Genomic DNA, 25,928 nt, shown 5'->3' on the forward strand with positions numbered 1-25,928 from the left:
CTGGGCCAGGTATCGCTCATCTGAGGATTGTGTCACAAATTCTTGGAATGGACAGGTATAGCCTTCGCTTTTTCGCATCTGTCTTGGAATTTTGGGTGTTGTTACATTAACTGTCACTCGGTCGCACACGCCCTTAATTGGACATAGGTGACATCGATGAAGTCATCGTCAATCAGCTACAAGCGCCAGCGGCTTCTTCCTCAGATCATCGCGCACGCGGTGAGGCTGTACCTTCGCTTAAAACTGAGTCAGCGTGAAGTTGCAGAGGTGCTTCTGCAGCGTGGGATCGACGTGTCTTACGAAACTGTCCGGCGTTGGGTCATCAAATTCGGACCGGCGGTAGCTCGAAACCTGCGGCAGAGACAGAAACGTCCAGGTGATGTCTGGCATCTAAATGAAGTTGCCTTTAGAATTTCAGGTCGCAAGTACTGGCGTTTGCGCGCGATCGACCGGCATTGCATGGTGCTGGACGAAGTCCTCCAATTGAAACGGGACAAACGGGCGGCAAAACAGCTGTTGCGCCGCCTGAAAAAGCCCCTTGGTTTCATTCCAAAGCGGATCATCGCGGACAAATTGCGCTCATACGGTGCCGCCAAGTATGAGGTCGCGCTACGGTTGGATCATTGGTCGCACAAGGGCCTCAACAATCGAGCTGATAATAGTCATCTCCCATTCCGAAAGCGGGAAAGGACGACGCAAGGCCATCGCTCTCCAGGAGGGTTGCAATGGTTCGTGGCGACCTACTCAACCATCCGCAATCGCTTCGGCGTCGCCGCTCAGCCTTAACAATTCGATATCACCGTCTCGAGACTTTTGACGAGTGGAATGCTGCCACATGAGCTGCTTGAAATCTGAGCACCAGCACATCTTTGTAGACTGGGTGTTTACGTGACAACACCTGAACGAGACTTAGGGGCTTCTGGTTCCGGTGTTACTTCCTCTGTTCTTTGCCTCGGCGCGCCACACATCTTGTCGATGGGGAATGTCCTGTCGCGGCTCAAAGAGACGTACCAATATCGGGGAAAACAGACGCATTTCAAAAAGAAGTGGCCCAGGTTATGGATAACGGTATGGACCCTGAAACTGTAGCCGAGTGCGTATTGGAAGGGATGAGAAAGAAGCAATTCTGGCACTTTTCTCACGACCACGTTCCACAAATGGTATTAAAATAAGCTCGGATCTTGTCCGACAGTCGGGAGCTCAGCCAGCTATGAAACGGTGTTGTCATGTTAGTTGTCCGTGTGGTGGTTGTGTTTCAAACTTTTGTTTTAAATTGACGGGGCAGCCCGTTCTGCCATTTGTCTTACGGAACAGGGTTTGCTGCTACTTTCGCTACGGTTATCTGACAATCGAAACCACGCGCAGGAAGTCGTCAAAAATTCTAGATTGCAGACGTTCGGCTCCGGAAGGTGAAGTTCAGCTTTGTCAGCAAAGCGTGAATTCGCTGCGATCTCTCCAATAGCCGGTTTGGGCAACATTCTGCTGGGCGTGCATAGGGTGGAAAAAAACAAAACATCCACGTCGTGGGCCGACACCTGACCAGATTTTTCGCGGTAGCTGTGCCAGGTCGATTTGCGCAAGGAAACAAAGGGGTGTCCCCTCGATTTCTGGCCATGCGAGTTCTTTTGGCAACTTTGCCGTTCCGCCAAACCATCCCACTGCATCTTCGACCGGCCGTGGCTCTGCCGGAGTCAGGATTGCAGATGGACCGGCCTCGGTCCTCGCGGCGTTTTGCATCTCCACGATCACAAACTCATTTTCGAGAACGCGAACTAAGAGTTCTTTGGCGTCAGGGTCGATGCTCTTATTCGGCTGCTTTTGGAAAGAAGCGGTTAAAAATCTTCAAAGGATGGGTTCTCTCAGAGTCAGGTTGCGCATGCATGGCCAAAAAGTATGGCGGTTTTTTGGCGAACGAAGTCTATCGCAAGGCTTGCCGGATATAGCTTTGCGACAAAGCCGTTGTCTGTTTGCATTGCAGCATCTGGCATATTGGGCTCGCAGCAGACATTCAAGATATTTGGTAGGGTATAAATGCGAATGTATTGGCCGGAAAGTCAGGTGTGAGGGCAATGCTGCCTCGGACAAATTAACTTCAACTCTCGATCAATTGTTTTGCTCAGGGAGGGCCTTCATTTCTCATACCACGCGAAATCCAACCCAATCTGACCAATCCTTTTGCGCTCACTGGTGCGACGAGCGGGGCGTGTCAATTCAACGTGCCCAGCAAAATACTGCCTTTGTAAACTCGCTTACACTCAAGAACTTGAAATGACAAAGCAAGATATTGACTAGGGTCGGGACTCATGGCCAATAGATAACGAGTGCTGCGAGGGCGATTGCTGACAGGAAGACCTTCGGGCACCTGTCGTAGTGGGTTGCCACACGCCGCCAATCCTTCAACCTGCCGAACATGATCTCGATCCGGTTGCGCCGTTTGTAACGACGCTTGTCGTACCTAAACGGTTTCTTCCGCTGCTTCCGGCCAGGGATGCAGGCGCGTATCCCTTTGTCTTTCAACGCTTCCCGGAACCAAGCGGCGTCATAGCCACGATCCCCGAGCAGCGAATCGACATCCGGCACGCCGCTCAGCAGTGCCCGCCCACCAATGTAATCGCTGACCTGACCGGCGGTGATGAACAGGTTGAGCGGACGTCCCCGGCTGTCGCAGATGGCATGCAACTTGGTGTTCATGCCGCCCTTGGTGCGACCGATCAGGCGTCCACGCCCCCTTTTTTGACGCCCAAACTGGTCGCGGTACGGTGGGCCTTCAGGTAGGTGGCATCGATCATCACGGTCTTCTCTTCACCGTGTTCGGCAGCCAGACCGGCCATCATCCGGGCGAAGATGCCTTTGTCGCTCCACCGCTTCCAACGGTTATAGAGCGTCTTGTGTGGGCCATACGCCGAAGGGCATGCGCCATCTCAACCCATTGCGATTAATGAAGATAATGCCGCTCAACACACGTCGATCATCAACGCGTGGGTTGCCGTGGGTCTTGCGGAAGAAAGGCTCAAGACGCGCCATCTGCGCATCCGTCAGCCAGGAAAGATCAGACATGGTCACCGCTCGATTTTCGAACCGTGAATCACGCAGCCAAGCGGAAATCAATGGGTCCTGACCCCAGGGCACCGGGATGCGCGCTGGAGATTTGGGGTTACCCAACCTTGCTTGCATCTGGCAGCACCGGAGGGTTCGTACGGCCAAATTTTGTGGACAAGTCTTTCTCCTATTGCGGACTGTCTTGGCGAATGACTTAGGCGCAGTAAGTGACGAAGGGAGTTCGTTTCAGATACGAATTTCATGCCACAAGAGTCATAATCAGATCGAAGGTAAATGACATCCTCCTGTTTCTCCCGGTCGTTGAGACCGGGTGTTTCGTAACCGCCGGCAAGTTGTACGGGCTGTGTCGATCTACGGCTGGAAAAGCCATCGCGCAACTGAGGACGGTTATGGCGCTCGGCTCTTGAACCGAAACATGCTCGCAGTGGACCTGACTGAGGAAGGCAAGCACCTCCATGAACACGGGCTGGCCATTCGTGAAGCAATCGAGACCGCCGACCACAGCATCGCCAGTGATTGCCGCGCGCCGCGCGGCGTCTTGAGAATAACGCACCAGACGCACTTGGACGCAAACTATTGCTGCCCACGGTGCGCCGGAAACTGAACACCAGCCGGTAATGGGCCTCTTGCATGTGGCCGTTGTAGTCGATCCACTCAGGCTTTACTGTGGTTTGAGAAGTGAACTTTAATCCGACGGCACCTCAAGATCATAGAAACGCGCAGCGGTTTCTCTGAACACCGCCGGTTGTGCCTCAACGGGAACCAGATCACGGTAAGACTTTGTCAGAGATTTGTAATCGCGGTAGAGCTTGTCGACCGGGAAGTTTGAGCCGAACATGACCCGATCCGCTCCGAACTGTGCAAGGCACTCATCCACAATTGGGCGTATGCTCTCCGTGGTCCAGTTGTGATCGAACATGCCCAGGCCAGAAAGTTTGCAAGTAACCTGAGGAAGATCGGACAGGTACCGTAAGTGTTTGGCCCAGTCTTTCAATCCTTCAGGGCTTCGATCGTGCGGCGACCCCGCGTGACATAGCGCAACCTTTGTATCCGGAGCCTGCGCCAGTACCGCACCTGTCTTCTCCATTAAGCCCGGAACGAGTTGCAGATCAAAGCTGAGACCGCGCCGACCAGCTTCCTGCAACCCGCCCAAAAATCGCGGATCCTCCAGTAGAGAATTGGTGCCGGTCTTCGCATCCTCTCCCGGTGCGCGGCCGACGATCTGGCGCACGCCGCGCACCGTTGGAAGGGCCTGAAACGCGTCAAGCTGAGCGGACAGGTCGACCGAGGTCAGATCACAGAACGCAACCTGCGCCATCGGCCAGTCCGGGTTGGCATCGGCGACGGATTGAACCCATCTGGCTTCGTCCAGACCGTTTTCGGCCCCCACCTGAATGTGGACTGAGGCGTGGACTCCGCAAGGCGCGGCTTCGGACCGGAATTCGTTGTGCAGGTAATTCCGCTGAATTGGCGTCGGGTCGCCAAAGAACCTTTCCACTCCACGTGCCATCAGCCACGGATAGTGCACTGCCTCAAGGTCCCAAAGGTGGTGATGCGCGTCGATCCAGCCGGTCATGTCCGCGGCACCTTCGCCATGCGCCCCAGAATATCGACACCCTGTTGTTTCCAGAAATGCAGCAGGTCGATGAAAATCCAGTTTTCGGCCAGCTTGTCACCCTCGCGTCGATAAATGTCGATCACACGGAATTCACCGGCCTTGTCGGTGGCGGGCATGCCCATGAACCCACCGGTGGGCCGCGCCGTGAAATTCGGCCAGCCAAAAAAGCCGCCATAGTGACCCTCCGCCATGCGGCAAATGTGCTTGGTCTTTGAACGGTCTGCAAAGGAAGCGCGGAACGGGCCTGAGTGCTGCTTTACATAGCGCTCGATCGTATAGGTTGCACCAATCCCTGCCGGTCCCCACCAGATCATGTCTTCGCACCACGTCCGGCGCAATTCGTCCTCAAGGCTCAGGCCGCTGTTCCACTGGCCGATATCGGATATCATGGCATTAATCGTGCTGAGGGTTTTCTCGCCTTCTTCGGCGGGTTGCGGGCCGAACATCAATCCGTCATGCGTCATCGGTCCGGGTTGAACCAGATGGGCCGCAGTCTGGGGGGGAAGGGCTGCAGTCCGGCCTGCATCATGAAATGCGGGATGTCGAAATACATCGCCGTCTCGGTGACTTTGCCATTCTCGACCTTGTTGAATTCGCAATAGCGCAGAAACGCCATCTTGCCTGTTGGGGCGATACCCAGCCATGCATTGTCGAACAGGCCCATCAGGTGTCCCATCGACACAACCCAGACCGAGGTGAACCCGTCCAACTCGTTTTTGCCGGCCATGAAAACGTCCATCCGCCGTTGCAGATGCTTTAGGCTGTACATCAAAGGGTGCCAGAATGTCTTCGCCACATCTTCAATGCCTTGCTTCTCATCAAATGGATGAAACCCGCGCCACAGGTAGTCTTCCGCGCAGAACTCAGACACGGCGTCGGCGACATCCGATTGTTCAGCGTTGCCTAGTGCCTTGTAGTACTCAAGAACGACTTCTTTTTCGGTCTGATAGGACATTAGCTTTTTCTTTCAGTGCCTTACCTGCTGCATTGACGACTTTGTAGAGCGGCCGGGTTTGCTCTTGCATGCGCATGCAAAAAAAGCTTGCCAGATGTTTCCCTTGTTGTCTATGCTTTTTGCAAACGTATGCACGGTGACCCGCAGGGAGGGACTCAATGGCCGAGATACAACTTCGCAACGTTGGAAAGCGCTGGGGTTCATTTGTCGGGGTCGACAATTTCGATCTGACAATTTCCGACAAAGAGTTTCTGGTTCTTCTTGGTCCGTCAGGCTGTGGCAAAACAACGACCATGCGCATGATCGCCGGTCTGGAGGACGCCAGCGAGGGTGACATTCTGATCGATGGCGCCCGAGTAAATGACATGGAGCCCAAGGATCGTGACGTCGCGATGGTGTTCCAGTCTTACGCTTTGTACCCCAACATGAACGTCTATGAGAACATTCGGTTCCCGTTGAAGGTTCGCGGCATCGATCCGTCCACGCATGACGAAAAAGTACGTCGCGCATCCGCCATGGTCGAGCTGGATGACTTCCTGCACCGCAAACCTGCAGAGTTGTCGGGCGGTCAGCGTCAGCGCGTCGCGCTTGCCCGTGCCATCGTGCGCGAGCCGAACGTTTTCCTGATGGACGAGCCGCTGTCCAACCTTGATGCCAAGCTGCGCGTTTCCACCCGGGCACAGATCAAAAACCTCAGCCACGAACTCGCGGTGACCACGATCTACGTCACCCATGACCAGATCGAGGCGATGACGCTGGCCGATCGCGTAGTTGTCATGAAACAGGGCGTTGTGCAGCAGGTTGGCAGCCCGACTGACATTTACGACACCCCGGCCAACACCTTTGTGGCCAGCTTTATCGGCAACCCGGCAATGAACCTTATGGAAGGTGAAGCCCGGGGTGGCACCTTCACCGCCAAAAACGTTGAAATCTCCGGGCTGAAAGCTCCGGACGGCCCGATGACCTTGGGCTTCCGGGCCGAAGATGCCAGCCTTGCGGCGGAAGGACAGGGGCAGATCAACGCCCCTATCTACACGCAAGAATTGCTGGGCGACGCCACAATGATTTCGGTTCGCGTCGGCGGTGCCCTGGTCTCGGTGAAAGCGGACAAGAATTTCCGGGCAGAGATCGACGACATGGTGTCGATCTCGGTTCCAGCTGAAATCTGCCATCTGTTTGATGGCAGGACCGGCGCCCGGCTCTGAACACGGCCCTGCTCAATGATCGGGGCAAACCCCGGCGAAAAAACTTCATGCGCGCACGGGCCACGCGCTCAAATTCTCAAAAAGACAGGGAGACAGAAATGTTCCTGAGAAAAATCGCAACAGCAACCGCCTTTGTAGGGCTGATGGGTTCGGCAGCTTACGCCGCCGATTGTGGGCCGGAAGGTCAGTCCATTCGAATCCTCGCCAGCGACTTCCCGGCAATCCACGCAGTGGCAGGAGCCGCCGAAGCGAATTGTGCGGGGTCCGCGGCTGAATTCAACACCAACCACACCACCGAAGCGCGCTCGATCATGAACGCGGCTCTGACACCGAACCCTTCGGAATATACATCGGTGATCCTGGCCAACTCGACGTTGACCCAACTGATGAACGACGGTCTGGTGCGGCCGCTGAATGATCTGGTTGAAAAATACAAGGACAGCATTCCGCCGAACCTGCTGATCACCATTGATGGCAACGTCATGGCCGTGGCCTTCATGGCCAACTCGCAGCACCTGTTCTCGCGCAAGGATATTCTGGAACAGGCTGGTTTTGAGGGCATTCCGGCAACCTATGAAGAGGTTCTGGAAGCGGCTGAGAAAATCCGGGCTGCAGGTATCATGGAACATCCGATCGCAATGAACCTTCAGACCGGATGGAACCTGGCCGAGGTGTTCAACATGATCTATCTCGGTCATGGCGGTGAGTTCTTTGTTCCCGGTTCGGCCGAGCCGTCGATCAACAACGAAAGCGGCGTGGCCGCGCTGGAAGTCATGAAGGCGCTGGCGGAATACGCCCATCCAGACCACCTGACCCACGCGTCGAACGAAACGCAGGGCCTGTGGGAATCCGGTCAGGCGGCTCTTGCGGTCATGTGGGGTTCGCGTGGCGCGCCAATTCTGGATGATGAAGGGTCCACCGAAGAAGTGACCTCGAACACGGTTCTGTCTGCTGCACCGACCGTTGGCGGTGGATCGATCCCTTCAGCCACGCTGTGGTGGGACGGTATTACCATCGCATCCAACGTGTCGGACGAAGAGGCCGAAGCAACCTTTGCTGCGTTGATCAGCGCGCTGACACCGGAAATGGTAGCTGCGAACAACGACGATGCCGTCTGGCTGCTTGAAGGGTTCAAGCCGGGACCGGCTGCGGCAGGTGTTGCCGAAACCGTACAAGGTGGTGCGAAACCTTATCCGATGATCCCGCAAATTGGCCTGCTGCATGCCGCACTCGGCGCGGAACTCGCAGATTTCCTGAAGGGTGACGAAAGTGCTGAACAGGCGTTGGCGGATGTCGAAGCCGCTTACAGGACCTCAGCCAAAGAAGCCGGCTTCCTTAAGTAATACTCCCCGACTTGAGGGGGTGCATTCAGCCCCCTCATCTTTTCCGGACTAAAAAACTGGGACGTACGCTATGAAGCACCGCACCTTTTTCTGGTTCATTCTGCCAACGCTTTCCGCAATGGTCCTGTTCATTGCTCTGCCGATCGTCTCGGTTTTTGTCCAATCGCTCTTTGTCGAGCACGAGCAGGTTCTGCTGGTCTCCGAAAGCTGCGGCCCGTTTGGATGTAACCCGACCACAACGGTCGACATCGAGGCAACAAACAAGCTGCGTGAAGAGCAGCCTTTGGGTCAGTTCAATGGTCTGGGCACGTATATCAACCGTTCGCACCTGGCATTTGCCGAGATCGGAGAGGCATGGGCGAATTCTGACAGCTTGGGCGATTTTTGGGCTCAGGTGTATAACCTGCCATTCTACAGCGCCCTGACATTCACTTTGGCCTATACTTTCATTGTCACGCCGTTGGTCCTGGCCCTGGGGCTGGCAATTGCCGTAGGTGTCAACAACCTGCCCCGCGCGCTTAAAGGGGTTGCGATCTTCATCTCGCTTCTGCCGTTTCTCGTTACGCCGCTTGTTGGCTCCTTGATCCTGTTCTGGATGGTCGATGGCGACGGCGTAATTGGCGCCACAATTCAGCGCATATTCAACGACCCGTCACTTAGCCTGAAGGCTTCGACGGCGCTGACATGGACCATGCTGATGGTCTACGGCGTGTGGCACACATTGCCGTTCAGTTTCATCACCTTCTACGCGGGTCTGCAAACCGTCCCCGATGACACCATGGAAGCGGCGCAGATCGATGGCGCGACGAAGTGGCAGCGCCTGATCCACGTGATCGTGCCACACCTGATGCCGCTGGTTTCGTTTGTGACGCTCATGCTGATCATGGATAACTTCCGGGTTTTTGAGCCGATCGTCAGCTTCAAGGCCGAAGCCCATGCACAGTCGCTCAGCTGGATCATCTACAACGACCTGCGCGAAAGCGGCAATCCGCTCTACGCGTCAGCAGGCGCAACATCGCTGATTACCATCATTCTTGCGGTCATCCTGATGTCACCGGTGCTTGTTCGCACCTGGCGTGACTTCACCCGTAAATCTCACTGAGGACACGACATGGCGACCAAAGCACAATCCCGCATGACCCCGCTAAAACTGTTCTCTTACGGGTTCGTGGCTTTCTGGCTGATTATCGCCGCCTTCCCGTTCTTCTGGACCTTCTGGGGTAGCTTCAAGGTACAGGCCGACTTCTTGTCCAAGGCCGACTGGATGAATGCCCTGACCGGAGCCAACACGATCGAGCAAACCGGCAGTGCCTTTACCGGTGCCGGCTATCACGGGGCATGGGTTCTGGAAGATTTCTGGTTCAACTTCAAGAACACCGGCATCGTGGTTTTCTTCACTGTGCTCATCTCGCTGACCTTCGGAACGCTCGGGGGGTATGCGTTGGCGCGGTCCGGTTTCCGCTATGCGTTCTGGATCCTGATGGCTGCACTTGTGTTCCGCGCGATGCCGCATATGACATTGGTCTCGGGTTACTTGCTGTGGTTCTTCGAGTGGAATGTCTGGGGCATCCTGCCGACCACCATCATCGTGCTTGTGGCGATCAATCAGCCCTTTACCCTGTGGATGCTGCACTCGTTCTTCAAGAACATCCCCAAGGACATGGACGAAAGCGCCATGGTTGATGGCTGCACCCGGTTCCAGGCCTTCCGGCATGTAATCGTACCGGTCATGTGGCCCGGCGTGATCACCACCGGCCTGTTCAGCTTCCTGCTGGCTTATAACGACTTTACCGTGGCAGTGATGCTCTTGAGTGAAGAGAATGAGACCATCATTCCCGCCATCAACAGCTTCATGGGAACAACCCAGGTCGAAGGCAAGGTCATGTACGCGGTCGCGGCCGTGGTTTCGGCCACTGCACCACTGTTTGTCCTGATCCTGTTCTTCCAGCGCCAGATCGTCAGCGGTCTGACAGCAGGGGCGGTCAAGGGCTGATGAGCGCATCAGCCAGACATAACGCCGTTGCGCGCCATCCGGCGCTCAACCGGATGCCAAGGGATTTTCTGACGGCCGATTGACCCTCCCAGTCCACACAGAAAGTCCCTTGGTAGCCATAAAAGGAAGAGAGATATGAAGGGCTCCCGCCCAGAACAGGCCGTGCTGACTCGTGACACGGACATGAGCAAAACCGATGAGACCTGCGCGGTAATCGAAGCGATGGTCGACGGTCTGAACGACCACCGTATCGACGATATTGGTGAGTTTTTCTCGGAAGGGTTCCGCTGGCTGGGCAATCAGGGCTGCGGTACCAAGACCGGGTTGAAAGAGTTTCAGGAAAACTGGCAACGCCCGTTTCAGGCCGCCTTTTCGGATAAGACCTGCATCGACGAAGCGCGCCTCTACATGGGCGAATGGGCTGCGGCTTTTGGCCGGCAAGAGGCAACCCATTCCGGTGAATTCCTGGGCATCGCCCCGACCGGAAAGCGGGTCGAGATCCGCTATATGGATTTCTGGAAAGTCGTCGACGGCAAGATCGTCGACAATTGGGTGAACGTCGACTTCGCCCATGTCGCCGCGCAGCTTGGCGTTGATCTGTTCAACGGCGAAGGCTGGGAAACATTCGACCGGGGAGAGAAAACTCCGCCCCGGCCCGACAATTGAGGATTAGGACAATGGCAATTGAATATCTGAAACGCGGCAAATCTGACGCCGACCGGGCCGAAGACGACGCTAAAACACGCGCCGTTGTCGAGGCGACGCTGAAGGATATCGAAACCCGCGGTGACGCGGCAGTGCGCGAATTGTCCGAGAAATTCGACAACTATTCGCCTGAGAGTTTCCGCCTGAGCCAACAGCAGATCGACGACCTGATCGCATCGCTGACCGAACGCGAGTTGGCCGATATCAAATTCGCCCAAAAACAGGTGATGAACTTCGCGCAGGCGCAGCGAGACTCGATGCTGGATATCGAAGTTGAAACGATGCCCGGTGTGATTTTGGGTCACAAGAACATCCCGGTGCAATCTGTTGGCTGCTATGTGCCGGGCGGTAAATTCCCGATGGTGGCTTCGGCGCATATGTCGGTGGCGACGGCCAAGGTTGCGGGTGTGCCGCGTATCATCGCCTGCACCCCGCCGTTTCAGGGCAAGCCGAATGCGGCAGTGATCGCGGCGATGCATCTGGGCGGCGCGCATGAGATCTATGTCATGGGCGGCATTCAGGCCATCGGCGCTATGGCAATCGGGACCGAGACCATCGACCCGGTTCATATGCTGGTTGGCCCCGGCAACGCCTTTGTGGCCGAAGCCAAGCGCCAGTTGTTTGGCCGCGTCGGCATTGACCTCTTCGCTGGTCCGACCGAAACCATGGTCATCGCTGATGAAACCGCAGCCGATGCCGAGCTGTGTGCGACCGATCTGCTGGGGCAGGCCGAACATGGCTATAACAGCCCCTGTGTCCTGGTTACCAACTCGCGCAAACTGGCCGAAGAAACCCTTGCCGAGATTGACCGTATCCTCGGCATCCTGCCCACTGCAGGCACCGCCAAGGTCAGCTGGGCGGAATATGGCGAGGTCATCGTTTGCGACAGCTATGACGAAATGCTGCAAGTCGCCGATGACATCGCCTCCGAGCATGTTCAGGTCATGACAGATCGCGACGATTGGTTTCTGAAAAACATGACCTGCTACGGCGCGTTGTTCCTTGGCCCGCGCACCAACGTGGCCAACGGAGATAAGGTGATCGGTACCAACCACACCCTGCCGACCAAAAAGGCAGGGCGTTATACCGGCGGCCTCTGGGTCGGCAAGTTCCTGAAAACGCACAGCTATCAGAAAGTCGTCACTGATGAGGCTGCGACGATGATCGGCGAATACGGCTCGCGCCTGTGCATGCTGGAAGGTTTTGTCGGCCATGCCGAGCAATGCAACATCCGCGTCCGGCGTTATGGGGGCATCAACGTGCCGTACGGCGAGGGTGCGGCTTATCGCGAGACTGCCGAGGCATCCTCGTGACCGCCACAGAGCTTGCGCCCGGGACCGCCCGGGCGTCACGGATTTTGAGAAAGAAGCAGTTAACAAAATGCGAGATTTCGCAATGGACACACATTCCACCCACAAGGCCCTGATCGCGCCCTTGCGCGAGGCCATGTACAACTTTGACGAAACCGGCGTCCGGGCCGCGCTGGACGCGGTGATTGCGCCCGATGCCGTCATCCATATGCCGCATCCATTCGGCGACCTGACCGGGCCCCAGGAACTCTACGACACCTGCTACGCACCGCTTTTAAAATCCATGCCTGATTTGGAACGCCGGGATTGGATCGTGATGGGCGGGGTTACGGAACATGGCAATGACTGGATCGGCTGTGGCGGCCATTACGTTGGGACCTTCGTGACCCCCTGGCTGGACATCCCGCCGACCGGGCATCTGACCCATATGCGGTTCCACGAATTCTACCGCTTCGAAAATGACAAAATTGTCGAGATCCAGACGCTTTGGGACATTCCCGAAGTGATGATGCAGGCCGGGGCATGGCCGATGGCCCCGTCGCTAGGGCTGGAATTTTGCATTCCCGGCCCGGCGACGCTGGACGGCATCGTGCCCGGGCCTTGGGATGAGGCGAATTCAATGGCCTCGTGTACCCATATCGTCGATATGCTGAACCATCTGAAGAAACACCCCAGTCAGGGTGGGCCCGAAGTGATGGAGATGGAGAAATTCTGGCATCCGCGCATGAACTGGTACGGCCCTGCGGGGATTGGAACCGGGCGCGGCATCGCGGGCTTCCGCAACTGGCACCAGATACCCTTTTTGAACGGTATGCCCGACCGCGGAAAATACGTGGACGAGATCAACTATCACTTCTTTGGCGATGGCGACTATGCCGCTGTGACCGGTTGGCCCGATATGATCCAGACCGTCACTCATGATGGCTGGATGGGCATTGCACCCTCGGGCAAGCGGATCACCATGCGCAGTCTTGATTTCTGGCGATTGGAAGGCGGGCTGATCCGCGAGAACTGGGTCATGGTCGATCTGCTGGACGCCTACCGGCAACTGGGCGTAGATGTCTTTGCCCGCCTGCGCGAGTTCAACAAGGCACGTGTTCCGGGCACAATTCCGTTCCCGGTCGGCGAGGTCTGATATGCCCCAATTCCCCAGCACACCGAGTTTCGACCTGAGCGGCAAGCGCGCGCTGGTTGCCGGAGCCTCGTCCGGCATCGGTATGGCCTGCGCCGTGGCGCTGGCGGAACATGGTGCTGAGGTCACACTGGCGGCGCGACGTACTGGTGCGCTGCAAGACATCGCACAGGATATGTCGGCGCGGAGTTGGTTGGCAGAGGTTCTGGAACTGGATGTCTCGGACGTGGCGGCAACAACTGAAGCCGTGGCACAGAACGGGCCATTCGATATTCTGCTGAACTCCGCCGGGCTTGCCCGCCATAGCAAGGCCGTGGATACGCAACCGGATGATTTTGACGCCGTTATGGGCGTTAATGTCAAAGGGGCCTATTTCCTGACCCAGGCCGTTGCCAAGGGCCTGCTCGACGCCGGTCGCCCCGGTTCGCTGATGAATATCTCCAGTCAGATGGGCCATGTCGGCGGTCGCGAACGCGCCGTGTACTGCGCATCGAAATTCGCGGTTGAAGGTTTCTCAAAGGCGATGGCGCTGGAATTCGGTCCTTCTAAGATCCGGGTCAACACGATCTGCCCCACCTTCATCCTGACGGATCTGACAAAATCGACCTTCGACGACCCGGACAAACGGGCCTGGATCCTGGACAAGATCAAACTTGGTCGCCCGGGAGAGATTGAAGACATCATGGGGGCCGTCGTTTACCTGGCCTCGGATGCGTCGGCATTGGTGACCGGTACGGCATTGATGGTGGACGGAGGTTGGACGGCGGACTGATGGCGACAAACAAGGTTACATCCATGGAAGTTGCCCGCCTCGCAGGGGTCAGCCAATCTGCGGTCAGTCGCGTTTTCACGCCTGGTGCATCGGCGTCCAAGAAAACTATAGAAAAGGTGCGCAAGGCCGCCGAAGAACTGGGCTACCGCCCGAACGTTCTGGCCCGTGCCGTAGTGTCCGGGAAAAGCCGGATCATCGGCCTGGTCGTGGCTTACCTGAACAACCAGTTCTACCCCGAAGCGCTGGAAAAGCTGACGAACGCTTTGCAGGAGCGTGGATACCACGTGCTGATATTCATGGCCTCACATCAGGCTGGCAACATCGACAGTGTGGTCGAGGAAATACTCGATTTTCAGGTCGACGGAATCATCGCTGCTTCGGTGGCTTTGTCGTCGGATCTGTCCGACCGCTGCCGAACCGCAGGTGTTCCGATGGTGCTGTTCAACCGGGCACAAGACGACACTGCAATGTCGTCGGTCACATCCGACAACGTCGCCGGAGGACGAAAGGCCGCTGAATTCCTGCTGGCCGGAGGGCACAGGAAGATCGGATATATTGCTGGATGGGAAGGCGCCTCTACCCAGCGTGACCGCGAAACTGGCTTCGTTGCGGCCTTGCAGGAGGCCGGTGTTAACCTGCACGCTCGCGGCGTCGGAAATTTTGTGGCTGAAGAAGCCCGGCAAGCCACGCTAAAGATGTTCGATTCCGACCCGCCCGATGCCGTTTTTGTCGCCAATGATCACATGGCCATTTCCGTGATGGATACTCTGCGGTTCGAGTTGGGGTTGTCTGTTCCGGACGATGTTTCGGTCATCGGGTATGACGATGTGACCGTCGCCTCATGGCCAGCCTACAACCTGACCACAATTCGACAGCCCGCCAACCGTATGGTCGCGGAAACGGTGGATATTTTGCTCAGCAAGATTGAGGACTCCGATGCAGGCCCGCGCAGGGTTGAAATTGACGGACCGCTAATTGTTCGCGGCTCGGCCCGTATACCTGAAGGATGGAAGACATGAAGGGATTTGATCCCAAATTCAAAGATTTCCCCGACTTTATCATCGGGATCACCAAAGAGATTTGGGAGGATCGCGGTATCGCCACCCTGCACCACTATTATGCGCCGGATATCGTGGTGCGCTCGCCTGGTTCGGTTGTGGTCGGCAATCAGGGGGTTATCGCCGCCACGATGGCGACTTTGGCCGAGTTTCCGGATCGAACATTGCTTGGCGAGGATGTGATCTGGTCGGGCACACCGGAAGAGGGCATGCTGTCGTCGCACCGCCTGCTGTCCACGGCAACGCATTTGGGCGATGGCGTTTATGGCAAGGCAACCGGCAAAAAGCTGGTCTATCGCATCCTCGCCGACTGCCACGCAATCAATAACCAGATCAACGACGAATGGCTGATCCGCGACCAAAGCGCGATTGTCCAACAGTTGGGCTGGGATCCCAAGGAATACGCCAGCGACTTGATCGCCCGCGAGGGCGGACCTGACGCCTGTATTCAGCCCTACACGCCCGCAAACGATCAGTCTGGTCCTTATAAAGGCCATGGCAACGACAACGAATGGGGCCAAAAATATGCCGACATTCTGTCTCGGATCATGAATGCCGATATGGGCGTGATCGAGGCAGAATATGACCGCGCCGTCCTGTCGGAATATCCCGGCGGCACCACAGGACATAGCTGGAGGCCGGTTGATCGGTTCTGGATGGGTTTGCGCGCCTCTTTCCCGAATGCCGAGTTCAAGATCCACCATCAGATCGGACGGGACGATCCGATGATGCCACCACGCGCGGCGATCCGCTGGACGCTGCACGGCAAGCATGACGGCTGGGGCGTTTTCGGCGTGCCGACCGGGGCCGAGGTCTTCGTGCTTGGCATCAGCCAGGCCGAGTTTGGTCCCTGGGGTCTGCGCAAGGAATACACGCTGTTTGACGAAACTTCGATCTGGAAACAGATCCTGCTGAAAACTGGCGATCTCTAGAATGTCGCGCCCTGTCTCAAATCTGGATGCCGGGCAGGCGTTGCGGCGGTTCCACGCCCACCGCGCCAGCCTGCGCGCCCGGCGGCTGAACAATCGCCCGCCGGGAGGTTTGGTTTGATCCGATCAAACCCAAATCTAAAGGAGACAATATATGAGTACCATCGAAAGCCGCATCGTCCGTTATGGCGAACTGAAACCTTGTAAAACCGCGTTCATTGACGCCCACACACCGGGCTCGGACCAGAAAGAGAACTTTACCATCATTGGCGGCGGCGTCAGCGAAAGCCCTGATCAGCACGTCCACATCACCGACAAGATCGGGTTCAACATCGGCGCAGCAGGGCAACCGCCGAAATGCCGTAACTCGCTGCATAGCCACACCACCGCCGAGGTGTTCTTTGTCGCCAAGGGGCGCTGGCGGTTCTTCTGGGGCCGTTACGGGACCGCAGGTGAGTTCATCGCCGAAGAAGGGGACATCTTCAACATCCCAACCGGCATCTTCCGCGGGTTCGAGAATGTCGGCCAGGACTACGGCATGATCATGTCGATGCTGGGCGGGGATGACGCCGGTGGCGGTGTGACATGGGCTCCGCAAGTTATTCAGGACGCGCAGGCCCATGGGCTGGTGCTGGGCAATAACGGCGTACTTTATGACAGCAAAAAGGGCGAAGAACTGCCGCACAACGTGCAGCCCATGCCATTGCTGACCGAGGAGGAGCTGAAAGCGTATCCCGAAGTTCCCGTTGATGGGGTGATAGGCAAATATGTCGCCCGCTACTGGGACCTAATGGCGTTGTCGGCGGACAAGCCGGCGATTGTGATCGGCGAAAATGGTCTGATCAAGGACAAGCCCGGTTTCGAGGTGGAATTCCTGACACGCGGCTCTGCCGTGGCTGATCAGTTAAAGGCAGAAAAGCCTGTGGTTCTGATGCCGGCCAGCGGCCATTGGCGCGTCACGATCAATGAGGTCGAAACCACTCTGTCCAAAGGGGATACCGCGCTGGTTCTGCCCGATGAAAGCTACAGCGCCGAGCCCTCGATGACCGGCGAAGCGGGTTTGTACCGTATCACTGCCACCGACGATCCGGCTGGAGCGACCTGGACAGGTGCATGAGGCCATAATTGCGTGTCCCGATTTCAATCGGGGCATGCTCAGCGCATCCTGCACCAGGTTTCCGGCCCGGCGCAGGAACAAGATTTGAAGGGAGATGAATACATGACCCGCATTTTAACCACCCATGTGGGAAGCCTGCCGCGCAGTCAGGAGGTCGTGGACTTCATCTTCGCGCGCGAGCGGGAGGAACCGTTCGATCAGGCCGCGTTCGATGCCTGCATAACCGCTGCCGTGTCTGAGACAGTGCGAAAACAGATTGAGGCCGGGGTTGATATCGTCTCGGACGGTGAGACCTCGAAAATCTCCTATGCCACTTATGTGAAGGATCGCTATATCGGCTTTGATGGGGACAGTCCCCGCAATGCGCCGGCGGATCTCAAGATGTTCCCGGGCTTTCTGCAACGTTTGGCGGATGACGGTGGAACGCCGCAATACGCGCGACCCATGTGCGTCGGCGAGGTGCGCTCGAAAGGACAGGGTGAACTGCAGAAGGATATCGACAATCTCAAGGCGGCCATGGCCGAACACGGGGTCGAGCACGGTTTTATGAACGCCGCCAGCCCCGGGGTGATTTCCCTCTTTCTGCAAAATGATTTCTATCCGACGCGCGAGGCCTATCTGGCCGCGCTGGCCGATGCGATGAAGGAAGAATATGAAACCATCGTTGGTGCGGGTCTGGATTTGCAGCTGGATTGCCCGGATCTTGCCTTGTCGCGCCACATGCTGTTCACCGATCTGTCCGACGATGATTTCGTGAAAATCGCCGACATGCATGTCGAGGCGCTAAATCACGCGTTGCAAAACGTCCCATCTGACAAAGTGCGCGTTCACATTTGCTGGGGCAACTACGAGGGCCCGCATTGCTGTGATATCGGCATGGACAAGGTATTTTCGACGCTGATGTCCACCAAGTCTCGTTATGTGCTGTTCGAAACTTCGAACCCACGACATGCGCATGAATGGACGGTGTTCCGTGACCGCAAGGATGAGATTCCAGATGACAAGATTCTGGTGCCCGGTGTGGTCGACACCACGACCAATTTTGTGGAACACCCCGAGGTGGTCGCCCAACGCACCCTACGCTTTGTCGATATTGTCGGTGCCAAACGCGTGATTGCCGGATCGGATTGCGGCTTTGGCACCTTTGCAGGCTTTGGCGCGGTCGATCCGGATATCGCCTATGCCAAGCTGGGCGCGCTTGCCGAAGGGGCTGCCCTGGTCAAATGACGCCGCTTATCCTTCTGCCCGGCATGATGTGCGATGCGCGGTTGTTCACACCACAGATTGACGCCTTGTCAGGCAAATACCCGGTCCTGGCCGCACCAATCGGCGGACAGGACACAATGCAGGCGCTGGCCGCCGATGTGTTGGCCTATGCGCCTGAACGTTTCGCTATGGCGGGGCTCTCCATGGGTGGCATCGTGGCGATGGAGATCCTGCGGCAGGCCCCAGACCGTGTGGCAGGTCTGGCATTGATGGATACCAATCCTCTGGCAGAGTTGGACGAGGTCAAGGCCAGACGCGGCCCTCAGATCAATGCCGTCGAACTCGGCAATCTGCGCAAGGTAATGGCCGAAGAGATGAAGCCGAACTACCTGACCGACGGCCCGCACCGCGCCGCCATTCTGGATTTGTGCATGGATATGGCCATAGCTCTTGGGCCGGACGTTTTCATCAATCAATCCAAAGCTCTGCGCGATCGACCTGATCAGAGCAATACGCTGCGCAACTTCACCGGCCCCGCGCTGGTTCTCTGTGGGCGCGACGATGCCCTGTGCCCCGTCTCAAGGCATGAATTGATGCACGATCTGATGCCGCAGAGCCGGTTGGAAATCATCGAAAGCGCCGGCCATTTGCCGACTCTGGAACAACCGCAACAAACCACGGCGGCTCTGACCCGCTGGCTGGAGATGATATGAAACAATCCCTGCTGGACCTGCTGAAAAAGGTCGACACCCCGACTGTTTGCAACGCCATCGAAGTCGCCCAGGGCAAGCGCGGTTTCAATGGTTTTACCCGGGGCACAATGTTGTGCTCTGATCCCGATGTGGGCGCGATTGTGGGATATGCCCGTACCGCGAAGATTGCCGCCGTGAACCCGCCGACCGAGGCCCCCGACGTGATCCGCGCGCGCCGTATGGATTACTACCGGCACATGGCCGCAGGCACCGGTCCTGCTGTGACCGTGGTGGAAGATTCGGATTACCCCGACTGCATTGGTGCGTACTGGGGTGAGATCAATACGACCGTCCACAAGAGTTTCGGCATCAGCGGTGCGCTGACCAACGGCGTGATGCGGGACCTTGGCGACCTGCCGGATGGATTTCCGGTGGTTGCCGGGTCTGTCGGGCCAAGCCACGGATTCGTGCACGTGACAGAGGTTGGAACGCCGGTGACAATCTTCGGCCTGTCGATCAAGGACGGCGATCTGGTGCATGCCGACCGGCATGGCGCTCTGGTAATCCCGCCCGAAGTTGTGGCCGAGCTTGAACAGGCGATCATCAAGCTGCTTGAAACCGAAAAACTTATCCTGGAACCCGCCCGCGCGTCAGGGTTCGATTTCGACACCTTTGAAAAAGCATGGGCGGCGTTTGAAGCCTCGCGGACTTAGGGTCAGGATGCATTGATTTCCGCCGCGCCGCGTGATTCACGGCTCCGAAAACGGAGCGGTGACATGAGCAGTCTTTTTGGCTGACCGACGCGCAGATGGTGCGTCTTAAACCCTTCTTGCCGAAATCGCATAGCAAGCCTCGGGTTGATGACAAGCGGGTGTTGAGCGGGATTATCTTCATCAACCGCAAAGAGTTAAAGTGGCGCGATGCACCGGCAGCCTATGGCCAGCACAAAACGCTCAAAAGCCGCTGAAAGCGCTGGAGCGAGAAAGGCATCTTCGCATGTATGATGGCTGATCTGGCCGCTGATTACGGCGAACTGAAGACCGTGATGATCGACGCGATCCACCTGAAGGCACATCGAATGGCGGCCAGCATGGTCGCCAAAAGGGCGCGCGGGCGTTGCTCAGCAGCCTGCCAAAGTCGACTGGCTGCTCAGGGATCGCGGCTATGACGCAGACTGGTTCCGAGAGGCGTTAAAAGACAAAGGGATACGCACCTGCATCCCCGTCCGCAAACAACGAAAAACCCCGGTCAAATACGACAAGCGGAGGTACAAACGCCGCGACCGGATCGAGATCATGTTCAGCAGGCTCAAGGATTGGAGATGCGTCGCAACCCGCTATGACCGCTGCCCCAAAGTCCTCCTTTCTGCCATCGCGCTCGCAGCACCTGTCATCTATTGGTTATGAATCCGGACCCTATGACGTCTCGATCAGATGCTGGATGAAGTGAAATCCGGTGACGTTTTTTTGAAAATGGCAGGGCGCCAACGTTCATAATACGGATATCTGCTATCTGAGCTCCATCACCGCTTGATGAGCCAGCAGCCAGCGTCAGCATCACTTCCGAATTTACCGGTTGTCTGCAAGGATCGCTCAAAGTTGCGGCCCGTTCTGGTCATAAAGCACGTATCCACGACTTTGCAGGCGTGCCAGCATGCCGACCATTCGTTACGAGCGTAAGACCAAGACCCGCACTGGTTCATACGTCGCACCGCAATTCCCCATTCAATGACTTCGATTGAATGGAAGCTTCAAGTATTATCCCAGCCTATCAAAAACCTGAGATCGGCGCTCCAATCTGCTTGGCCTGTTTTGTAGCTCATGGGTGTGAAAGTTAAGACTGAACCTGCTCTACAAGCGGCAGAGGCGCTTCTAACTTGATAGCGCTGTCGTTTTGTTTGCTGCAAAAGGAATCTCATACGCAGCCGCTATTTGGACACTTAGCACGATTTCTGTTATTATTCCTAAGTCTGTTACGGCAATCGTATTAGATTTTTTTTGCTGTGTCGGGTAATAAATCATGGCTATTAAGCTGGATATTCAATCTTCTGAACTGGATGATCAAGCGCTGTCGACATTTGTGGCGCTGCTTGATCGTGACTTGAACAAAGCGGCCGGTGTCAAATCTGCCCGTGCGAAGCGCAAGCCCGCACCAGGAGAGCGCGCATTTGAGTTACTGCTTGACCCGCAGCTCTGGATCGAAGTTGCGCAATCAGCCGCAGTGTCGTCGTTAATCCAAGTTTTGAAAGCTTACGTTGTCCGAGAAAAATCAGTCGCATTCGCACTGCGTACAGATGACGGTACAGAGATAGCATTTGACGCCAAAAACTTTAGCGAGAAAAAGGTATTTGACGTTCTATCCAGACTTGCCCCAGATGCCTCGCAAACTTCATCTCAAGCTGTTGCGGAAACCGATCAATCAGACGTGACAATCGAACTTTTCGAGCCCTCACAGAAGCAAACTGGATCCAGCCAAACAACGAAGAAGACTGCGGTTGTCGTAGGAATGGACAAATTCGAAGACCCTGAATTGGACGATCTGAGCTACGCACGTAACGACGCTACGGCGCTTCACAATCTGCTACAGGGTGAGACTGGCGAACAATTTGATCATGTCGAACTGATAACCCAAGGCAACCATTCCGATGCACTGACAACGATTGAACGGATAACCACCGGGACACAGCGCAGTGATCTTTTACTGATTTATTACGCAGGTCACGGTTTGGTAAGAAATCAAAAATTACATTTGGCATTTGCAAATACGCGCTCAGATCTTGTCCATTCAACAGCTTTGAAATACGGCAACCTGCTTGATGTTGTTGAGCAGGCAACGGCGCGTTTCCGATTGGTGATACTCGATTGCTGCTATGCGGGCGCTGCTGGAGAGGATGCTTCTCGCTCAGCCCTGAGTGAGCAACTTAAAATGGAGCTTGGAGCAAACAGCCGCACTTTGGTGATGACTTCGGCTACCAGCACGCAAGTAGCTCGGGAAACCGAGAGCTATCGCCATGGTGTGTTCACGAAACACCTCTTGAACGGGTTGAAAGGTGCGGCTGACCGAAACGGTGATGGTACAGTCGATACTCGTGAACTATTTGATTACCTCGAAGAGATGATGCAGGTCGAACACCTTCAGCGCCCGCAGAAATTCAACTTTTCAGGCAGTGGCGCTGTCACCCTGCGAAAAACCGGCTTGCAACCACATCGCGACCTCGCACGGCGTCTTCGCAAGCAGGTCAACGACTTGCAACATGAAGGACTTCTTTCAGAAAGCCAGTCGGATCGACTGACCGGATTGTTGAAGCTGAATCTCGACCAAATGGACCCGGTGCAGCGCCGTCGTTTTCGGCTGTTAGATACTCATTTGCAAGGTGATTTCAAACCGGGCTTGTTTTTCGATGAATGGGAGCGGTTGAGTGCGAACAAACCTTCTACGCCGCGAAAGCAGGCGAAGTTGCCACCGCCTGAAACTTCTAATGCAGTGAATTTCGGCGAGAAATGGGAACGTCTCAAGTCTGGTGCAAACGAGGTAGTTTCCTCGGCCAAACAGCGCGCGAATGAAACAAAGGAAACCTTCCAAAACACATCGTCCGTATCAGAAACTCAATCCTCCGCGACGTCGAAAAAAAGGCTATGGAAGTCACTAAGTCCGTGGGACAAGTTCATGCGTGTCTGTAGTTATATTGGTCTGCTGTTTGTCGTTTTATTTGTATTTTTGTTCATCGTCGCGTCGGGCATGTGAAGATTCCGCATCTTGCGCTAGTAGCGGGCCTTCTGGCCTTCCGTCAGATTAGGGTCAAGATGCATAGATTTTCTATGCGCTGCATGATTCACGGCTCGAAAACCAGAGCGGTGACATGAGCGACCTTTTCTGGCTGACCGACGAGCAGATGGCCAAGCTTTCCCCTTTCTTCCCGAAGTCGCACGGCAGACCACGGGTCGATGATATAGGGGTACTTAGCGGGATTATCTTCATCAATCACAATGGGTTGCGGTGGCGTGACGCTCCCAAAGAACACGGACCCCACAAAACGCTTAATAGCCGGTGGAAACGATGGAGCGAGAAAGGCATCTTCGCTCGGATGATGGTCGGTCTGGCAGCCGAACACGGCGAGGAAAAGACAGTGATGGTCCCCTCTCATCGAAACTGCGTTTCGACTGCCAGGCAGTGGACGCGACCTATCTGAAAGCACTTTGTACCGCGACCAGCATGGCCGCAAAAAAGGGGAGTGTGGCCGCCTGATTGGTCGAACCAAGGGCGGCATGAATACCAAACTGCATACTATCTGTGATAGCCAAGGGCGACCGATCAGCCTTTTTGTAACCGCAGGCCAAGTCAGTGACTACATCGGTGCGCGGGCACTTCTGAGCAGTATTCCAGATGTCGACTGGCTGCTCGAGGATCGCGGCTATGATGCAGACTGGTTCCGAGATGCATTGAAAGACAAGGGGATACGTGCCTGCATCCCAGGTCGAAAGCAACATAAGACCACAATAATGTACGACAAGCGCCGATACAAACGGCATAACCGAATTGAGATTATGTTCGGCAGGCTGAAGGATTGGTGGCGCGTAGCGACACGCTACGACAGATGCCCAAAGGTCTTTCTATCAGCAATCGCTCTCGCTGCGACCGTCATTTATTGGTTATGAATCCTGACCCTAAGGTGCGAGTCGACTGGCTTCTTTTGAAAACTATTCAATGTTGCAATGAGAGTTTGTTAAGCAATCAAGAAATAAATTCAGCCGTCGACCTTCGGAGGCGCTTTTTCGTACAATTGCTGCCATGGTGGTCGAAAATCTTGCAACCTTACAATTTATTACCCGAACCAGATCGGTTTCCAAGAATGGACGGGCTGTGTGGGTTGGCAAGAACCCGAGATAGCGGCCCGACAATATCAGAAGGGCCAATGCCTCTTCATTTTGCACAAAGGCGGACTTTCGCAACTTTAACTTTTGATGAACCGCCATGTTGGGGGAGTTGATACTCAGCCCCGCAAATGAGTGGCGCCTCAGCTCTTTGATGTTGAACTCATAGTTTTGGTGTTCAAACAACTCATGACCCCGACCACAAAACAGCAGCATATCTTCTGTATAGAGATGCGTGTAAGTCAACATCGGTGATTGACGATGTAGAGGTACTATACCCAGGTTATAACCGCCGTTAATGACACCTTCTTCAATAATGTTTGGCGGTTCCATCGAAATGTCCAGCGTGACGCCCGGCGCCTTGTCGCGGAACATTTGAATTGCGCCATATACATTTGCCATCGGGTTCGAAGAAGAATGATCAAAAAATGCGATCTTAAGCTTGCCGGTCAGTTCCGTTCGCGCTTCAGCGATCTGTTCCTGAAACTTGTCGATGGAGGCAAAAAGGATCTCCGAAGATTCAAGGACATGCTGCCCGTCAGACGTAAGTGAAAATCCCGCAGGGCCTCGGTGACACAGTTTCAGTTTTAAACGGGTTTCCAGGTCGGATATGTGTTTGCTGATTGTTGAGCGGCCTATGTTCAGCTCGAATTCGGCAGCGGTGAAACCACCACACGCCACAACAGTCTTGAAGATATTAAGGAGCCGAATATCTGCATCCGATACCCGATGTAAGGCATGTTTCTTGGCCATGTTAAAGTTTCCAATTTATCGAACCATGGGTCAATAACTTTGTATTAACTGCGACCTTTCCGCAAACTATAACCCGTACAATGATCGGCGTCCGTAAGCGACACGGCAGCCGGGGCATTTCTGCCAAGGCTAAGAAAAACAAAGGGAGAACCTATTCATGAAAATGTTCAAAACACTATCGGCTGCGACAGCTGCGGCGTCGGTTGCCGCGTTGACATTCGCGGCTCCGGCATTTGCGAAGAACTTCAAGATCGCGGTTGGCGACAGCGGCGGCTCCAGCCAGGAAGCAACCGGTTTGGGCTTCAAGAATGCCCTAGAAGAACTATCGGGCGGAAAGCACACAGCGACATTGTTCCTAAACGGCCAGCTTGGCTCGGAGCAAGACACTGTCAACGATGCGGCCATCGGCACGCTGGATATGTCGCTGCTGGCGATCAACAATGTGACACCGTTCTCGCCCACCGTCGGCGTTTTCACCCTGCCTTACGTTATTCTTAGCCTGGAAGATGCAGAAACGCTGACCCAGGGTCCGATTGGCCAGGAACTGACCGAGAACACCATCAATGACGCGGGTGTTCGTATCATCGCCTGGACCTATACTGGGTTCCGCCGCCTCACGAACTCAAAGAAGCCGGTCAAATCGGTTGCGGATCTTGAAGGTCTGGTCATTCGCGTTCCCAAGAACGAGATCATGATCGACACATACAAGGCCTGGGGCATCAGCCCGACGCCGATGGCATGGTCGGAAACCTTTGCCGGTCTGCAAACGAAAGTTGTGGATGGTCAGGACAACCCCTACACCACCATCAACGCGATGAAGTTCTACGAAGTTCAGAAATACGTCACGAATATTCGTTACATCTTCTCGATCGAACCGCTGATCATTTCCGAGCAAGTGTTCCAGGACCTGTCACCCGAGGATCAGGCCATCGTACTGGAAGCCGGTAAGGCAGCCACCGCAGCGTCAGCCCAGTTCCTGCGCGACAAGGAAGCTGAGATCAAGCAAATCCTGCTCGACAAGGGAATGCAGATCGATGATCCGGAAAACAACGAACAAGAGTTCATCGACCTGGCCACCGCGGCCGTATGGCCGAAGTTTTACGATAGCATCGGCGGCGTCGAAAAGCTGAACGAAGTGTTGGCCGCTATTGGTCGCGACCCTGTTTCGGAATAATCTTCCGGTAGCAATAAATGGAAAGCGCCTTTGGG

19 protein-coding genes and 5 pseudogenes are annotated in these 25,928 nt (G+C 55.7%); 19 read left to right on the forward strand and 5 right to left on the reverse strand.

Annotated features, from left to right (window positions below; translation table 11 throughout):
* Positions 1-156: 156 nt before the first annotated feature.
* Positions 157-839: pseudogene (locus ACXAC3_RS20910) on the forward strand (IS6 family transposase).
* Positions 840-1,425: 586 nt separating this feature from the next.
* Here the strand turns inward: ACXAC3_RS20910 and ACXAC3_RS20915 are convergent.
* The 4 genes and pseudogenes from ACXAC3_RS20915 to ACXAC3_RS20930 form a co-directional block, all read right to left on the reverse strand.
* Entirely contained in the window at positions 1,426-1,737 is a 312-nt protein-coding gene (locus ACXAC3_RS20915) for a DUF1963 domain-containing protein (RefSeq protein ID WP_475164807.1), read from the reverse strand.
* 564 nt (positions 1,738-2,301) lie between these two features.
* Positions 2,302-3,057 (reverse strand): annotated as a pseudogene (locus ACXAC3_RS20920) (IS5 family transposase).
* A gap of 688 nt (positions 3,058-3,745) precedes the next feature.
* Positions 3,746-4,636: an amidohydrolase family protein gene (locus tag ACXAC3_RS20925; RefSeq protein WP_475164493.1), complete on the reverse strand. Its 891-nt coding sequence runs from the start codon at positions 4,634-4,636 to the stop codon at positions 3,746-3,748.
* A pseudogene (locus ACXAC3_RS20930) lies at positions 4,633-5,633 on the reverse strand (ester cyclase). The gene ACXAC3_RS20925 and the pseudogene ACXAC3_RS20930 overlap by 4 nt, the downstream one beginning before the upstream one ends.
* A 158-nt stretch (positions 5,634-5,791) precedes the next feature.
* Between ACXAC3_RS20930 and ACXAC3_RS20935 the strand changes: the two are divergent.
* The 17 genes and pseudogenes from ACXAC3_RS20935 to ACXAC3_RS21015 all read left to right on the forward strand — a co-directional run bounded on the left by ACXAC3_RS20935 (position 5,792) and on the right by ACXAC3_RS21015 (position 23,750).
* A complete protein-coding gene (locus ACXAC3_RS20935) occupies positions 5,792-6,838 on the forward strand; it encodes an ABC transporter ATP-binding protein (protein ID WP_475164495.1) in 1,047 nt (348 codons plus the stop codon).
* Positions 6,839-6,936: 98 nt separating this feature from the next.
* Positions 6,937-8,181 (forward strand): ABC transporter substrate-binding protein, encoded by a 1,245-nt coding sequence (locus ACXAC3_RS20940; RefSeq protein ID WP_475164498.1) that lies wholly within the window; start codon positions 6,937-6,939, stop codon positions 8,179-8,181.
* Positions 8,182-8,251: 70 nt separating this feature from the next.
* A complete protein-coding gene (locus ACXAC3_RS20945; RefSeq protein ID WP_475164501.1) occupies positions 8,252-9,283 on the forward strand; it encodes a carbohydrate ABC transporter permease in 1,032 nt (343 codons plus the stop codon).
* Positions 9,284-9,292: 9 nt separating this feature from the next.
* Positions 9,293-10,174, forward strand: coding sequence for a carbohydrate ABC transporter permease (locus tag ACXAC3_RS20950; protein WP_475164502.1), 882 nt, complete (start codon positions 9,293-9,295; stop codon positions 10,172-10,174).
* Positions 10,175-10,309: 135 nt separating this feature from the next.
* On the forward strand, positions 10,310-10,840 hold the full coding sequence (locus ACXAC3_RS20955; protein WP_475164505.1) for an ester cyclase: 531 nt from the start codon (positions 10,310-10,312) through the stop codon (positions 10,838-10,840).
* 11 nt (positions 10,841-10,851) lie between these two features.
* Complete coding sequence (gene hisD, locus ACXAC3_RS20960; RefSeq protein WP_475164508.1) at positions 10,852-12,192, forward strand: histidinol dehydrogenase; 1,341 nt, start codon at positions 10,852-10,854, stop codon at positions 12,190-12,192.
* 82 nt (positions 12,193-12,274) lie between these two features.
* Positions 12,275-13,324 carry an ester cyclase gene (locus ACXAC3_RS20965; RefSeq protein ID WP_475164510.1) on the forward strand — a complete coding sequence of 350 codons (1,050 nt, stop codon included), beginning with the start codon at positions 12,275-12,277 and terminating at the stop codon, positions 13,322-13,324.
* A gap of 1 nt (position 13,325) precedes the next feature.
* Positions 13,326-14,093: an SDR family NAD(P)-dependent oxidoreductase gene (locus ACXAC3_RS20970; RefSeq protein ID WP_475164512.1), complete on the forward strand. Its 768-nt coding sequence runs from the start codon at positions 13,326-13,328 to the stop codon at positions 14,091-14,093.
* Positions 14,093-15,112: a LacI family DNA-binding transcriptional regulator gene (locus tag ACXAC3_RS20975; RefSeq protein ID WP_475164514.1), complete on the forward strand. Its 1,020-nt coding sequence runs from the start codon at positions 14,093-14,095 to the stop codon at positions 15,110-15,112. The genes ACXAC3_RS20970 and ACXAC3_RS20975 overlap by 1 nt, the downstream gene beginning before the upstream one ends.
* Positions 15,109-16,083, forward strand: coding sequence for a nuclear transport factor 2 family protein (locus ACXAC3_RS20980; protein WP_475164516.1), 975 nt, complete (start codon positions 15,109-15,111; stop codon positions 16,081-16,083). The genes ACXAC3_RS20975 and ACXAC3_RS20980 overlap by 4 nt, the downstream gene beginning before the upstream one ends.
* Positions 16,084-16,234: 151 nt before the next feature.
* Positions 16,235-17,197, forward strand: coding sequence for a cupin domain-containing protein (locus ACXAC3_RS20985; RefSeq protein WP_475164518.1), 963 nt, complete (start codon positions 16,235-16,237; stop codon positions 17,195-17,197).
* A gap of 102 nt (positions 17,198-17,299) precedes the next feature.
* Positions 17,300-18,424, forward strand: coding sequence for a cobalamin-independent methionine synthase II family protein (locus ACXAC3_RS20990; protein ID WP_475164519.1), 1,125 nt, complete (start codon positions 17,300-17,302; stop codon positions 18,422-18,424).
* The gene (locus ACXAC3_RS20995; RefSeq protein ID WP_475164522.1) at positions 18,421-19,116 is read left to right on the forward strand and encodes an alpha/beta fold hydrolase; all 696 of its coding nucleotides are present in this window, start codon (positions 18,421-18,423) and stop codon (positions 19,114-19,116) included. The genes ACXAC3_RS20990 and ACXAC3_RS20995 overlap by 4 nt, the downstream gene beginning before the upstream one ends.
* Entirely contained in the window at positions 19,113-19,808 is a 696-nt protein-coding gene (locus ACXAC3_RS21000; protein WP_475164525.1) for an RraA family protein, read from the forward strand. The genes ACXAC3_RS20995 and ACXAC3_RS21000 overlap by 4 nt, the downstream gene beginning before the upstream one ends.
* A 95-nt stretch (positions 19,809-19,903) precedes the next feature.
* Positions 19,904-20,501: pseudogene (locus ACXAC3_RS21005) on the forward strand (transposase).
* Between the two features lie 613 nt (positions 20,502-21,114).
* Positions 21,115-22,839 carry a caspase family protein gene (locus ACXAC3_RS21010; RefSeq protein WP_475164527.1) on the forward strand — a complete coding sequence of 575 codons (1,725 nt, stop codon included), beginning with the start codon at positions 21,115-21,117 and terminating at the stop codon, positions 22,837-22,839.
* Positions 22,840-22,954: 115 nt separating this feature from the next.
* A pseudogene (locus ACXAC3_RS21015) lies at positions 22,955-23,750 on the forward strand (IS5 family transposase).
* Between the two features lie 42 nt (positions 23,751-23,792).
* Here the strand turns inward: ACXAC3_RS21015 and ACXAC3_RS21020 are convergent.
* Positions 23,793-24,719: a LysR family transcriptional regulator gene (locus ACXAC3_RS21020; RefSeq protein WP_475164530.1), complete on the reverse strand. Its 927-nt coding sequence runs from the start codon at positions 24,717-24,719 to the stop codon at positions 23,793-23,795.
* A 157-nt stretch (positions 24,720-24,876) separates the two neighbouring features.
* On the opposite strand from ACXAC3_RS21020, the gene ACXAC3_RS21025 reads away from it, so the two are divergent.
* A complete protein-coding gene (locus tag ACXAC3_RS21025; protein WP_475164532.1) occupies positions 24,877-25,893 on the forward strand; it encodes a TRAP transporter substrate-binding protein in 1,017 nt (338 codons plus the stop codon).
* Positions 25,894-25,928: the final 35 nt, after the last annotated feature.

The organism is Ruegeria sp. ABV4_181, from assembly GCF_056158465.1.